The organism is Pseudomonas sp. AK181 (assembly GCF_051122975.1).
In the GTDB taxonomy this organism is placed as follows: domain Bacteria; phylum Pseudomonadota; class Gammaproteobacteria; order Pseudomonadales; family Pseudomonadaceae; genus Aquipseudomonas; species Aquipseudomonas lactis.
Genome location: NZ_CP146348.1, coordinates 1,962,773 through 1,975,978 on the forward strand (window position 1 = coordinate 1,962,773; position 13,206 = coordinate 1,975,978).

The window sequence follows — 13,206 nt, forward strand, 5'->3', positions numbered from 1 at the left end:
TCAGAAGTCCAGCTCGGCGCTGAAGTAGAGAACGTGGCGATGGTCGTAGTTGTTGTCGGCCCAGGTGGTGGGTTGGTTGTCCAGGCGTTGTTGCAACATGCCCGCCAGCTCCACATTGGTTTTGCCTACGGCGATGCGTTTGGCCACCCGCAGGTCGACCCGCTGGAAGCGATATTGGTTGAGTGCGTCGTCGCCATAGTAGAACAAGGCGCTGGACCAACCCTGGCCCCATTCACGCAGCCAACCGGCCGAGCCGCTGTTACGCGCGGTTTGCGCCTTGTCCCGCGGGTTGCTGGAGGTGGCGTCTACATAAGCATAGGTCAGGCGCAGGCGGTCGGCGTTACTCACGCGCCAGTCGAACTGCGACTCGGCACCGCTAAAGCGCGCACTGTTGGCGTTGCTGGCGATGTATTGGTTGTTGCGCAGCGGCGAACTGATCATGTCGGTGATTTCGTCATAGAACAGCTTCACGTCGACATTCAGCCCCAGCTCGGCAAAGAAGCCGTTGTAGCCCAGCTCGCGCGAGCGCATCAACTCTTTGTCGAGGTTGCCGGGGCCGCGCGTCACGACAAAATATTGCCCGGCGTTTTGCCCATAGGTCGGCGAGCTGAGATTGGTGACGCGGTAGCTCCAATTGACGTTGTTCTCGAACATGTCCGGCGAGCGGATCGCTTCGGAGTAAACCGCGCGCAAGCCGTGGCGGGGATTGATCAGGTAATTGACCGCCACACGCGGGGTCAGCGAGTTGCCGCTCAGGTGGGTGTCTTCGTACATGGCGCCACCTTGCAGCAGCCAGTGCTCGCTGGCGCGCCATTCAAGGTGCCCGAACAGGCGCCAGGTGGTGTCGTCCAGTGTGCCATTGAAGTAGGTCTCGGAATCGGCGCGGTCGTAGCGGTAATTCATGCCGCTGACCAGGCGCAGGCTGTCGGAGAGGCTGAGCGTGTCCTGGATCTCCAGGTCGTAGCGGCTTTCACGGGTGCTCTGGTCGATATCGCCGCATACGCTCTGGTTGGCACCGTTGCGCCACTGGTCCAGCACCTGGTTGGCCAAGGCTTGTTCGGCGGCGTTACCTGGTGGGGCGGAGCCTTGGCTGTAAGTGTCCATGTGCCGCGCCAGCAATTCGGCATAGTTGGGGTTGAGCTGCCATAGCTGGGTCAATTCAGGGCTGAACGAGACCTTGGCGTCACAGGCTTTCCAGATTTGCTTGCGGTCCCATTGCTGTGCCGAGCCCTGGATATACAGGCTGTGGTCGGGGTTGAAGTCGAAGTTCCAGCGCAGGGAGCCGGCGTAGTCTTTGGCGGTGACGTCGGAATTGCTGCCGCCTTCGGTAATCCCGGCAAACACTGGGGTGTAGGTGTATGGGCGTTGGTTGGTGCCTTCCTTGACGTTCAGTTGCCAGTCGAGGCTTTGTTGCGCGTTCAAGGTCTGGCTCACCGCCAGGCTGAAACGGTTGAGACGACGCCCGTCACGGCGGTCGGCGCCGGCCGCGTCGCTGTCAAAACCATCGTCCTGTTGCCCGGACAGGGACAAGCGCAAATCGCCGGTCTCCCAGCCCACACCCTGGCTGGCATAGAAGTCATTGATGCCACGCTCGCCACGGATGACCTTTACCCGAGAGCCGTGGCTGTTGGCCGGCGAGCGGGTGAGGATATTCACCACCGCCATCAGCGCATTGGCACCGTAGCTGACCGTGTTGGGGCCGCGAAACACCTCGATGCGCTCGATATCTTCCATGGCCACCGGGATATCGCTCCAATCCACCGTGGCCAGGCCGGCGCGGTAGACCGAGCGCCCGTCGATCAGCACCTGCATGCGCCGTGCATCACTGGCGCTGGTGCCGTGGTAATTCACCGAGGCCTGGTTGCCGCTGGTGTAGCCGACCATCATCCCGGGAACCAGCCGCAGCAGTTCCGAGATGTCCCGGGCGCCGCTGGCCTTGATCAGCTCACTGTCGATCACCGTCATGCTGCCGGGCACGGCGGCGGCCGATTGCTTGAGGCGCGTGGCGGTCAAGACCTGCGGCAGCGGCTGGCTGTCGAGGAATAGATCGTCGGCTTGCGCGCAGGTAGCGCACGCCAGCATCAATAACAGTGATGAGCGAGGAGGGGGGCCTAGATACACGGCACGGCCTTGTTAATTGCGGATAGCCGCCCATGTTAACCGAGGCGCGGCTATTTGCCAGTCGTAGGACTTGCAATTACTTCGCACCTGCATGGCATTTTCCGACAACCGCGCGAATTGATACGGGGGCTGGCCGCAAGCCGGGCGCCCCGTATAATGCCGCCATCGCCACTGGTATGGATTAACGGATTGCATATGACTGAACAGCGCCCTATTGCGGTCCTGGGAGGCGGAAGTTTTGGTACCGCCGTGGCTAACCTGCTGGCCGAGAACGGCCACGCGGTGCGCCAGTGGATGCGCGACCCCGAGCAGGCCGAAGCCATTCGCGTGCATCGCGAAAACCCCCGTTACCTTAAAGGTATCAAGATTCATCCTGCCGTCGAGCCGGTGACCGACCTGCTGGAAACCCTCACGGCCTGCGACCTGTGCTTCGTCGCGCTGCCTTCCAGCGCCTTGCGCTCGGTATTGGCGCCCCACGCCGAACGCCTGGCCGGCAAGCTGCTGGTCAGCCTGACCAAGGGCATCGAGGCCCACACCTTCAAGTTGATGAGTGAAATCCTCACCGAAATCGCCCCTCAGGCGCGCATTGGCGTGCTGTCCGGGCCAAACCTGGCGCGGGAAGTTGCCGAGCACGCATTGACCGCCACCGTGGTTGCCAGTGAAGACGAAGCCTTGTGCGAGCGCGTCCAGGCGGTGCTGCATGGCCGTACTTTCCGGGTCTACGCCAGCGCCGATCGCTTCGGCGTCGAATTGGGCGGGGCGTTGAAAAACGTCTACGCGATCATTGCCGGCATGGCTGTGGCCCTGGGCATGGGCGAAAACACCAAGAGCATGCTGATCACCCGGGCCCTGGCCGAGATGACCCGTTTTGCGGTGAACCAGGGTGCCAACCCCATGACCTTCCTCGGCCTGGCGGGCGTGGGCGACCTGATCGTCACCTGCTCTTCGCCTAAAAGCCGCAACTATCAAGTCGGGTTTGCCTTGGGCCAAGGGCTGAGCCTGGACGAGGCGGTGACCCGTCTGGGCGAAGTGGCCGAAGGGGTCAACACCCTCAAGGTCTTGAAGGCCAAGGCCCAGGAAGTGGGCGTATATATGCCGCTGGTCGCCGGGCTGCACGCGATCCTGTTCGAAGGGCGCACCTTGAACCAGGTCATCGAGTTGCTGATGCGGGCCGAGCCCAAAACCGATGTCGACTTTATTTCCACCAGTGGTTTCAACTGAGGAACGCGTCATGAACGATCCCAAAGCTGCCCCTCCTTACGAGTCGATTGTCTTGCGCATCCTGTGGATGCTGGTGTTTGCGCTGGTATGGCAGGTGGCGCAATTCCTGCTCGGCGCGCTGGTGGTGGTGCAATTGATTTACCGGCTGATCTACGGCGCACCGAACCTGGGCCTGATGAATTTTGGCGACAGCCTCAGCCAGTTCCTGGCGCAGATCGGCCGCTTTGGCAGCTTCCACACTGAACAAAAGCCTTGGCCGTTCGCCGATTGGCCAACCCCACGTGCGCCCGAAGGTGAAGCGGCCCACAGCGTACCGCCGGCACCGCACCCGGTGCGTGATGAAGAGCCGAAGCTATGAAGGTATGGATTTTGCGTCACGGTGAGGCCCAAGCGCATGCGCGCACGGACGCCGAGCGCAACCTTACCGAGCATGGGCGTGCCGAAGTCTTGCGCAGTGCTGCGCACCTGATTGGCCAGCCCTTGGGCGCCATTATTGCCAGCCCTTATGTACGGGCGCAGCAGACGGCGCAGTTGGTGCGTGATGTGCTGGGGTTTCAGCCCGAGATCCTTACGGTGCCGTGGTTGACGCCCGATGAGGATGTTCGACAGGTGCTGAAGAAACTCGATACCGATGACGACGTGCTGTTGGTCAGCCACCAACCGTTGGTGGGCAGCCTGATCAGTTTTTTGCAGCATGGTCATCAGCGTCAGCCACAGCCGATGTACACGGCCAGTTTGGCGCAGCTTGAGGGGGACTTTCCGTTGGCTGGCTTGATGAGTCTGGTGGATGTGAAGAATCCCTAGGTACTGTGGGAGCTGGCTTGCCTGCGATGACGGCCCGCCAGCCGACGCCTGTCTACCTGACACCCCACAATCCAACTGTGGGGGCTTGCTCGCGAAGGCGGCTTGGCAGTCAACACAGTTGGATTGGGTACATATCCATTGCTGCGGTAACGGCCACTTAGGGTTCCGCCCTGACGGCGGCTCACTTTTGAAAAGCGCAAAAGTAAGCAAAACGCTCTTGCCCCACCACTCGGCACCTCGCTTAGGCTCGGTGTGCCCGTAATCCGCCAGTGATTTGGGGGGCCGCCGCCACGCGCCATCCATGGCGCGGGGCGGCTAAACCGGCATCCCTGCCGGTTTACCCCCCAAATCCCTGTCGAATTCCGGCCAGCGTGGTTTAACGGGGCGCCTAAGATCAAGATCAAGAGCAGATCAAGAGCCAGATCAAGAGCGACTCGCTTCGCATCGTGGTGACCGGCAGGTCGTTTCCTTTTCCTGTGCTATACAGTCAACCAAGCAAGTGCTTGGTTGACTGTATCTCGTATCACAAAGGAGCGCGTCCCATGCCTGTCGCTTTTCGTTTGCCGTTGCAGGTCTTCTTTGAACGTGAAGCGCGGCACCCGCGTAAAGTTTTTCTTGTTCAGCCCATCGGCGGCGGTGAGGTGCAGACCCTCACCTGGGGCGAGGTGGGCCACCAGGCGCGTTGCGCTGCACACTGGCTGCGTGCGCGGGAGTTGCCCCAGGGCTCGCACATTGCGCTGATTTCAAAAAACTGCGCCCACTGGATCATCGCCGACCTGGCGATCTGGATGGCCGGGCATGTGTCGGTGCCGCTTTATCCCAACCTTACCGCTGAGTCCGTCGCGCATGTGCTGACCCACTCGCAGGCGCGGTTGGCGTTGATCGGTAAGCTCGATGACTGGCCGGCGATGGCGCCTGGCGTTCCTGCGGGGGTGCCGACTATCAGCCTGCCGCTGTGTCCCAGCGGGGCTTTCGATTTCAGTTGGATGGACATGCAAGCCTGTTCTCCTATCCAGGACAACCCGCTGCCGGATGCCGCCAGCCTGGCAACTATTATCTACACCTCCGGTACTACCGGCCTGCCTAAAGGGGTGATGCACAGTTTCGGCGCCTTGGGGTTTGCTGCCACGCGCGGTACTGAGTTGTTCGGCCTGGGGGAGGGTGACCGGTTGCTGTCGTATCTGCCGCTGTGCCATGTGGCGGAGCGGATGTTTGTAGAAATGGCGTCGATCTATACCGGGCAAACCGTTTTTTTCGCCGAGAGCCTGGAGACCTTCCTCACCGATCTGCGCAGGGCGCGGCCGACGGCCTTGTTTGGTGTGCCGCGCATCTGGACCAAATTCCAATTGGGCGTCTACGCCAAAATCCCGGGAAAACGCCTCGATACCTTGTTGCGCCTGCCTTTTATCGGCAAGCGCGTCGGCCATAAAGTCCTCGCCGGTCTGGGGCTGGATGCGCTGCGTATCGCTCTGTCCGGCGCGGCGCCGGTGCCCGAGGCGTTGCTGCGTTGGTATCAGCGCCTGGGCCTGGATGTGCTGGAGGTGTATGGCATGACCGAAAACTGCGGCTATTCCCATGTGTGTCGCCCTGGCGGGCAAAGGCTCGGTTGGATCGGCCAGTCCTGCCCAGGTGTGCAAGTGCGCATCGACCCGTCCGGCGAAGTGCAGGTACACAGTGACGCGACCATGTTGGGCTATTTCAAGGACCCGCAGAAAACCGCGGATACGCTCACCGCAGATGGCTTCCTGCGCACCGGTGACAAGGGCGAGCAGGACGCTGACGGCCGACTGCGCCTGACCGGGCGCCTCAAGGAGATCTTCAAGACCAGCAAAGGCAAATATGTGGCCCCGGCGCCGATTGAAAACCGCCTGGCCGAACATGCGCGTATTGAACAGGTGTGTGTGGTCGGCGAGGGGCTCAGCGCGCCGATCGGGCTGTGCGTGTTGTCGGCGCCGGGCGAGGACCGCCACGCCCTGGGCAGTGGCCTTGAGCGTTGGTTGGCACAGGTGAATGCTGGCCTGGACAAGCATGAACGCATGGGGCAACTGGTGGTGGTGAAAGATCACTGGGCGGTGGAAAACGGTTTTCTCACGCCGACCCTGAAGATCAAGCGCAACGTGATCGAGTCGACGTACGGGCCACAATTACAAGCGTGGAGCGCGCGCGCCGAAACCGTTCTGTGGCAGGATTAGGGCCGTAATAAAACCAACAAGGACAACCGTATGAGCCTGTGGCGTACCCAACCGAATATCGAACACCTCAACGCGATCCAGAAAAACACCATCGGTGAATTGCTGGATATTCGTTTCGAAAGCTTCGACGACGAATCCCTCACCGCCAGTATGGTGGTCGACCACCGCACCCATCAGCCCTACGGCCTGCTGCACGGCGGCGCCTCGGTGGTTCTGGCCGAAAGTGTCGGCTCCATGGCTGCCTATTTGTGCATTGATGCCAGCAAGTTCTATTGCGTGGGCCTGGAGGTCAACGCCAACCACCTGCGGGGTGTGCGCAGCGGGCGGGTGACGGCGGTGGCCAAGGCTATTCATATCGGGCGCACCACCCAGGTGTGGGACATCCGCCTGAGCAGCGACGAGGGCAAGGCCAGTTGTGTCTCGCGCCTGACCATGGCCGTGGTGCCGCTGGGTGAACAACCGCCGGCGCGATAGGCGTGGCGTGAGTGTCATCATTCCTGGCAGTTACAGTCATTGCTGTAGGCGCCGGGCATGGTGACAATCCCCCTCTGTTTTGGTTGATGGAAACTGTATGTCGCAGCACGTGTTTTTTACCCACGCCAATGGCTTCCCTTCGGCCACTTACGGCAAGCTGTTTGCCGCCCTGGCCCCGGAGTATGCGGTGGCCCATCTGCCGCAGCACGGTCACGACCCCAGGTTCCCGGTGGATGATAACTGGCAGAACCTGGTGGACGAACTCATCCACCATCTGGAGCAGCAGCCAGAGCCGGTCTGGGGCGTAGGCCATTCCCTGGGCGGCGTGCTGCATTTGCACGCGGCCATGCGTTGCCCGCACCTGTACCGGGGCGTGGTGATGCTGGATTCGCCTGTGCTCACCCGCGCAGACCGCTGGGTGATCCGCGCTGCCAAGCGCTTTGGCTTTATCGACCGCCTCACCCCAGCCGGGCGCACGCTTGGCCGGCGCGAAGAATTCACCGACCTGGACACCGCGCGCAGCTACTTCGCCGGCAAGACCCTGTTCCGTGGCTTCGACCCCGATTGCTTTGACGCGTACCTGCAACATGGCCTGCAGCAAGTGGGCGACCGCCTGCGCCTGCGGTTCGACCCGGCCACCGAAATCAGCATCTATCGCGGCGTGCCCCACACCAGCCCGGGCCAGGTGCGCCAGTTGAAGGTGCCGCTGGCCGTGGTACGTGGTCGTCAGAGCCGGGTGGTGATGCGTCACCATGCCAGTGGCGTCGACCGCCTGCCCATGGGCGAAATGCTCACCATGCCCGGCGGCCATATGTTCCCCCTCGAACGCCCTCAGGACACTGCTGCCTTGATCAAGACGCTGTTCGCTCGCTGGCAGGCCCGTGAGCGAAATTGCGCATGAGCACGCCTGTCGAAGAGGTTCGCCTGAGCCTGCCGCACATCGAACTGGCCGCGCATCTGTTCGGGCCCGAGGACGGCCTGCCGGTGATTGCCCTGCATGGCTGGCTGGACAACGCCAACAGCTTTGCGCGCCTGGCGCCCAAGCTGCACGGCTTGCGCATCGTTGCCCTGGACATGGCGGGGCATGGGCATTCGGCGCACCGCCCGGCCGGCGCCGGTTATGCCTTGTGGGATTACGTCTACGACGTGCTGCAGGTGGCCGAGCAACTGGGCTGGAAACGTTTTGCATTACTCGGCCACTCTCTTGGCGCCATCGTCTCCCTGGTGTTGGCCGGGGCCTTGCCGGAGCGGGTGACACACCTGGGCCTGATCGATGGCGTGATCCCGCCGACCGCCAGCGGCGAGAACGCGGCCGAGCGCCTGGGCATGGCCTTGCAGGCGCAATTGAGCCTGCAGGACAAGCGCAAGCCGGTCTACAACAGCCTTGATCGAGCGGTTGAGGCGCGGATGAAAGGTGTGGTGGCAGTCAGCCGTGAAGCGGCGCAGCTCCTGGCCCAGCGCGGTTTGATGCCGGTACCGGGCGGTTACACCTGGCGCAGCGATAGCCGCCTGACCCTGGCGTCACCGATGCGCCTGACCGAAGAACAAGCCATGGCTTTCGTGCGACGGGTAGGGTGCCCTACGCAGTTGGTGGTCGCGGCTGACGGTATGCTGGCGAAACATCCCGAATTGCTTTCTCAGCTACCCTTCACGGTTACCACGCTGCCAGGCGGCCATCATTTACACCTGAATGACGAGCCCGGCGCGGTTCTTGTTGCAGACTGTTTCAATCGGTTCTTCTCCACGCCTTGACTTGGCGGGGTCAACTGCCGAGGCTGGGCGGATTGAAAGGGAGTCAACCATGAACACACTCAATATCGCTGTGACCAATATTGGCCAGGGCTCACTGATCCGATGAGCCTGGGTAAAGGAAGTATCCGTGCCCTTGGCCTTTGCTGTTTCAGCCCCCTGGTATTTGCCGCCGACCTGCCCGGCAGCCAGGATTTACCGGCGGTAGCCCGCCAGGTTGATGCGCAAATCGTCGATTACCGCCCCGCTGAAGACAAGGAACGCATCTACCCCATGGGCGCGATTCGCAAGATCAGCGGCCAGTTGCGTTACGAAGGCCAGGCCATCGCACGCGGCCCGGCCACTGCCATCACCTATGAACTGCCCGCTGAACACAGCTCCAGCGCTGCCTTTACCGCAACGCGCGAAGCCTTGCAGGCCAAGGGCGCGCAGTTGTTGTTCTGGTGCAAGGCCCGCGATTGTGGCGAAAGCAGCCTGTGGGCCAACGAAGTGTTCGGCAACGCCAAGCTGGTGGGCGCCGACGGCCAACAGGAATACCTGCTGCTACGCCTGGCCGCCCCGCAGGACAATTCCCTGGTCGCGCTGTACGGCATCACCCGTGGTAACCGCCGCGCCTACCTGCATGTGGAGCAACTCGACGCCAGTGCGCCCTTGGGCGACCTGTTGCCCACCTCGGCCACCCTGCTGCGTGAACTCAAAAGCACCGGCGAGCTGGATTTTCCCGCGCTGGGCGCCGAACCGGATGACACCTGGCTGACCCTGATATCCCGCGCCTTGAACCTCGACACCACCCTGCGCGTCAGTCTGAGTGGGCCGCAGGCCGAGGCCTGGCGCCAGGCGCTGGTGGAGAGGGGCGTGCGCACCGCCCGTCTGGAAACCGGTAGCGGTGAAACCCAAGGGCTGCATCTGCATCTGATACGCTAAGCACCACAGGGCGAACGGACCCGCGCCGTTCGCCTAAGCTCTCTTTCTACAGCCTTCTTCTCGAGATACCCGATGCTCAATAACGATCGCCTGCTGGTGCAAATCCTGCTGCTGGTGCTGTTTGGTGCCAGCTTCTGGGTCATGGCGCCGTTCTGGTCGGCGCTGTTCTGGGGCGCGGTGCTGGCCTTTGCCAGTTGGCCGCTGATGCGTTTGCTCACCCGCTGGCTCGGCGGCCGGGAATCCCTGGCCGCCGGAATCCTGACGCTGGGCTGGATGTTGCTGGTGGCGGTGCCATTGGTGTGGCTGGGGTTCAACCTGGCTGACCATGTGCGTGATGCGGTGGCGCTGATCAAGGACATCCAGGTCGACGGCTTGCCCGAGGCGCCGACCTGGTTGGGGTCGATCCCTTTCGTAGGCGAGCGCCTGGTGGCGACATGGGACAGCATTGATCAACAAGGCGCGGCGCTGATGGTCAGCATCAAGCCTTACCTGGGCCAGGTCGGCAATTGGTTGCTGGCGCGCAGTGCGCAAATTGGTGGCGGCATTCTTGAGCTGACCCTGAGCCTGGTCTTCGTGTTCTTTTTCTACCGTGACGGGCCGCGCCTGGCGATGTTTGTGCACCGCCTGTTGGAGCGCCTGATCGGCGAGCGCGCGGGCTATTACATCGAACTGGTGGCTGGCACGGTGCAGCGGGTGGTTAATGGTGTGATCGGCACCGCGGCGGCCCAGGCGCTGCTGGCGCTGATCGGCTTTCTGATCGCTGGCGTACCCGGCGCACTGGTGCTGGGTATCGTGACTTTCCTGCTCAGCCTGATTCCCATGGGCCCGCCGCTGGTGTGGATCCCGGCCACGGCGTGGCTGGCGTGGAAGGGCGACTACACCTACGCGGTGTTCCTGGGCGTGTGGGGCACGTTCGTGATCAGCGGCGTGGATAACGTGCTCAAGCCGTACCTCATCAGCCGTGGCGGCAACCTGCCGTTGGTGATTGTGTTGTTGGGTGTGTTTGGTGGGTTGATAGCGTTCGGCTTTATCGGCCTGTTTATCGGCCCGACGTTGTTGGCGGTGGCTTACAGCCTGCTGACAGACTGGAGCGCGAGCCAGGCGCAAGTGCGCCGTGAAGATAAGCCGTGTAACTGATCGGTGACTACATAACTGTCATGCGACGCTGCACCTGTGGGCTGGCTTGCCTGCGATAGCCATAGGTATCTACACAGCTTTGTAGCCTGTAGCAGCCGACGGTAACCACGATGCGAAGCGAGCCGCTCTTGCTCTTGCTCTTGCTCTTGCTCTTGCTCTTGCTCTTGCTCTTGCTCTTGCTCTTGCTCTTGATCTGCTTTTGATCTTGATCTTAGGCGCCCCGTTAAACCACGCTGGCCGGAATTCGACAGGGATTTGGGGGGTAAACCGGCAGGGATGCCGGTTTAGCCGCCCCGCGCCATGGATGGCGCGTGGCGGCGGCCCCCCAAATCACTGGCGGATTACGGGCACACCGAGCCACAGCGAGGTGCCGAGTGGTGGGGCACGAGCGCTTTGCTTACTTTCGCGCTTTTCGAAAGTGAGCCGCCGTCAGGGCGGAACCCTAAGTGGCCGTTACCGCAGGAATGGATATGTACACAATCCAACTGTGTTGACTGCCAGGCCGCCTTCGCAGCGATGCGGCGACCCGACAAGCCAGCTCCCACAGTTTGATCGCGGGGCGGCAGGTAGATAAGTGCCGGCTGTCAGGCCGTCGCGGGAGCAAGCTCTCTCGCCACAGGTTCGGCGTCATACCGAAGTTGTGTAGATACCTATGCTGCGATAGCGGCGGGCCAGCCAACACTTCATCGACTGACACTGCGCAATCGCAGGCAAGCCAGCTCCCACATTTGGATCGCGGCGCGTCATGTAATGGGAGTGCTTAAACCCTCGGCAACCACATCACCGCCGTCAAACCACCACCCGGTGTGTCCTCCAGGCTCAGGTGGCCGCCGAGTCGCTCGACGGCCTCCCTGGCAATGGTCATCCCTAAACCGACCCCTCCAGAATTGCGGTTGCGCGACCCTTCCAGGCGAAAGAACGGCTCGAACACCGCTTCGCGCTTATCGGCGGCGATCCCCGGGCCGTGGTCGATCACCCGGATCACCAGGGCGCCACGGCTGTCGGCCAGTTCCACCCGGGCGGTGCCGGCATAGCGCAGGGCGTTGTCGATCAGGTTGTTCAGGCAGGAACGCAGGGCCATCGGCTGCACCTGCAACGGCGTACAGGTGCCGGAAAATTGCACGTCGCGGCCTTGGTCCTGGGCGTTTTCACTTAAAGACTCCACCAATGCCTGCACATCGAGCCAATGCCGTGTCTCGCTGGTGCGCTGTTCGTGCAGGTAGCTCAAGGTGGCATCGAGCATGCCGATCATGTCGTCCAGGTCCTGGCGCATCTGGCCTTGCAGCTTGGGGTCTTCGATTTGTTCCAGGCGCAGCTTGAGGCGCGAGAGCGGGGTGCGCAGGTCGTGGGAGACCGCGCCGAGCATGCGGGCGCGCTGGCTGACTTGTTCGCGAATGCGCTTTTGCATCAGGTTGAAGGTGGAGGCCGCCTGGCGTGCTTCGCGAGGGCCGGATTCCACCAGGGGTGGGCTGTCGAGGTCGACGCTCAAGCGCTCGGCCGCCGCGCTCAGGCGCTGGATCGGCCGGCTCAGCAGTTTGGCGCCGTACCAGGCGGCGATGATCAGCGAAATAAACTGAAATGTCAGCGGCACCACCGGGCCGCCAAACCAGGGGCGAGGCGCTTTGCGCAAAGGCGTGAGGCTGCCGTCCGGTTGCTCGACGAACGCCGCGCGGGGCGGTGGCGGCGGGCCGTAGTGGTGGAACCAGAAGAACGCCAGCACATGGGCCAGCACAATCGCCACCAGCAACAGGCCGAACAGCCGCCCGAACAGCGTGTTGAAGGGGGCGCGCATCAACCGATATCCCTGGCGTCGAACAGGTAGCCTTCGCCGCGTACGGTCTTGATCAATTGCGGAGCCTTGGGGTCATCCCCCAGCTTTTGGCGCAGGCGCGACACCAGCAAGTCGATGCTGCGATCAAAGGCCTCAATGGAGCGTCCACGGGCCGCGTCCAGCAGCTGTTCGCGGCTCAGCACACGGCGGGGGCGTTCGATAAATACCCACAACAAACGAAACTCGGCGTTGGACAGCGGCACCACCAGGCCATCATCGGCCACCAGCTGGCGTAGCACGCTGTTCAGGCGCCAAGTGTCGAAACGGATATTGGCCCGCTGTTCGGTGCGGTCATCACGCACCCGGCGCAGGATGGTCTGGATACGCGCGACCAGCTCCCGGGGTTCGAACGGCTTGGACATATAGTCATCGGCGCCCAGTTCCAGGCCGATGATGCGGTCGGTGGGTTCGCAGCGGGCGGTGAGCATCAGGATCGGAATGTCCGACTCGGCGCGCAGCCAGCGGCATAAGGTCAGCCCGTCTTCGCCCGGCAACATCAGGTCGAGCACCACCACATCGAAGGTCTCCGCTTGCATGGCCTGGCGCATGGCGGTGCCGTCGGTGACACCCGAGGCGAGAATATTGAAGCGTGCCAGGTAGTCGATCAGCAGTTCGCGGATCGGCACGTCGTCGTCGACAATCAGCGCGCGGGTGTTCCAGCGCTTGTCTTCGGCGATCACCGCGTCTTTTGGCGCTTCGTTTACAGGGTCGCAAGGGGTATGCATAGCGAGGTCATCTGCCTGGTTGTGGCTG

The 13,206-nt window shown here is 62.4% G+C and carries 12 protein-coding genes; 9 read left to right on the forward strand and 3 right to left on the reverse strand.

Annotated features, from left to right (window positions below; translation table 11 throughout):
- A complete protein-coding gene (locus V8689_RS09170) occupies positions 1-2,121 on the reverse strand; it encodes a TonB-dependent receptor plug domain-containing protein (RefSeq protein ID WP_150073325.1) in 2,121 nt (706 codons plus the stop codon).
- 195 nt (positions 2,122-2,316) lie between these two features.
- Here V8689_RS09170 and V8689_RS09175 point away from each other — a divergent pair, with 195 nt between their 5' ends.
- From V8689_RS09175 to V8689_RS09215, 9 genes are all read left to right on the forward strand, one after another.
- The gene (locus V8689_RS09175; RefSeq protein ID WP_044273025.1) at positions 2,317-3,342 is read left to right on the forward strand and encodes an NAD(P)H-dependent glycerol-3-phosphate dehydrogenase; all 1,026 of its coding nucleotides are present in this window, start codon (positions 2,317-2,319) and stop codon (positions 3,340-3,342) included.
- Between the two features lie 10 nt (positions 3,343-3,352).
- Positions 3,353-3,700 carry a DUF4389 domain-containing protein gene (locus tag V8689_RS09180; RefSeq protein ID WP_003190047.1) on the forward strand — a complete coding sequence of 116 codons (348 nt, stop codon included), beginning with the start codon at positions 3,353-3,355 and terminating at the stop codon, positions 3,698-3,700.
- Positions 3,697-4,146 carry a phosphohistidine phosphatase SixA gene (gene sixA, locus V8689_RS09185; RefSeq protein ID WP_056788505.1) on the forward strand — a complete coding sequence of 150 codons (450 nt, stop codon included), beginning with the start codon at positions 3,697-3,699 and terminating at the stop codon, positions 4,144-4,146. The genes V8689_RS09180 and sixA overlap by 4 nt, the downstream gene beginning before the upstream one ends.
- Before the next feature lie 542 nt (positions 4,147-4,688).
- Positions 4,689-6,338, forward strand: a complete 1,650-nt coding sequence (locus V8689_RS09190) for an AMP-binding protein (protein ID WP_056788503.1) — start codon at positions 4,689-4,691, stop codon at positions 6,336-6,338.
- Between the two features lie 30 nt (positions 6,339-6,368).
- The gene (locus tag V8689_RS09195) at positions 6,369-6,812 is read left to right on the forward strand and encodes a hotdog fold thioesterase (RefSeq protein WP_032892618.1); all 444 of its coding nucleotides are present in this window, start codon (positions 6,369-6,371) and stop codon (positions 6,810-6,812) included.
- A 97-nt stretch (positions 6,813-6,909) separates the two neighbouring features.
- Positions 6,910-7,713, forward strand: a complete 804-nt coding sequence (locus V8689_RS09200) for an alpha/beta fold hydrolase (RefSeq protein WP_056788499.1) — start codon at positions 6,910-6,912, stop codon at positions 7,711-7,713.
- Positions 7,710-8,564: an alpha/beta hydrolase gene (locus V8689_RS09205; RefSeq protein ID WP_056788496.1), complete on the forward strand. Its 855-nt coding sequence runs from the start codon at positions 7,710-7,712 to the stop codon at positions 8,562-8,564. Before V8689_RS09200 ends, V8689_RS09205 begins: the two co-directional genes overlap by 4 nt.
- A gap of 102 nt (positions 8,565-8,666) precedes the next feature.
- Complete coding sequence (locus V8689_RS09210; RefSeq protein WP_056788493.1) at positions 8,667-9,485, forward strand: DUF4892 domain-containing protein; 819 nt, start codon at positions 8,667-8,669, stop codon at positions 9,483-9,485.
- Between the two features lie 72 nt (positions 9,486-9,557).
- On the forward strand, positions 9,558-10,622 hold the full coding sequence (locus V8689_RS09215) for an AI-2E family transporter (RefSeq protein WP_003190063.1): 1,065 nt from the start codon (positions 9,558-9,560) through the stop codon (positions 10,620-10,622).
- A 760-nt stretch (positions 10,623-11,382) separates the two neighbouring features.
- Here the strand turns inward: V8689_RS09215 and V8689_RS09220 are convergent.
- Both V8689_RS09220 and V8689_RS09225 read right to left on the reverse strand, forming a co-directional pair.
- Positions 11,383-12,414, reverse strand: coding sequence for a sensor histidine kinase (locus V8689_RS09220; RefSeq protein ID WP_044273032.1), 1,032 nt, complete (start codon positions 12,412-12,414; stop codon positions 11,383-11,385).
- A complete protein-coding gene (locus tag V8689_RS09225) occupies positions 12,414-13,178 on the reverse strand; it encodes a response regulator (protein ID WP_014717756.1) in 765 nt (254 codons plus the stop codon). Before V8689_RS09225 ends, V8689_RS09220 begins: the two co-directional genes overlap by 1 nt.
- Positions 13,179-13,206: the final 28 nt, after the last annotated feature.

Coding starts and splice junctions, on each gene's coding strand:
- V8689_RS09175 (WP_044273025.1), top strand. CDS start 2,317: ATGACTGAACAGCGCCCTATTGCGGTCCTGGGAGGCGGAAGTTTTGGT.
- V8689_RS09180 (WP_003190047.1), top strand. CDS start 3,353: ATGAACGATCCCAAAGCTGCCCCTCCTTACGAGTCGATTGTCTTGCGC.
- sixA (WP_056788505.1), top strand. CDS start 3,697: ATGAAGGTATGGATTTTGCGTCACGGTGAGGCCCAAGCGCATGCGCGC.
- V8689_RS09190 (WP_056788503.1), top strand. CDS start 4,689: ATGCCTGTCGCTTTTCGTTTGCCGTTGCAGGTCTTCTTTGAACGTGAA.
- V8689_RS09195 (WP_032892618.1), top strand. CDS start 6,369: ATGAGCCTGTGGCGTACCCAACCGAATATCGAACACCTCAACGCGATC.
- V8689_RS09200 (WP_056788499.1), top strand. CDS start 6,910: ATGTCGCAGCACGTGTTTTTTACCCACGCCAATGGCTTCCCTTCGGCC.
- V8689_RS09205 (WP_056788496.1), top strand. CDS start 7,710: ATGAGCACGCCTGTCGAAGAGGTTCGCCTGAGCCTGCCGCACATCGAA.
- V8689_RS09210 (WP_056788493.1), top strand. CDS start 8,667: ATGAGCCTGGGTAAAGGAAGTATCCGTGCCCTTGGCCTTTGCTGTTTC.
- V8689_RS09215 (WP_003190063.1), top strand. CDS start 9,558: ATGCTCAATAACGATCGCCTGCTGGTGCAAATCCTGCTGCTGGTGCTG.
- V8689_RS09220 (WP_044273032.1), bottom strand. CDS start 12,414: ATGCGCGCCCCCTTCAACACGCTGTTCGGGCGGCTGTTCGGCCTGTTG.
- V8689_RS09225 (WP_014717756.1), bottom strand. CDS start 13,178: ATGCATACCCCTTGCGACCCTGTAAACGAAGCGCCAAAAGACGCGGTG.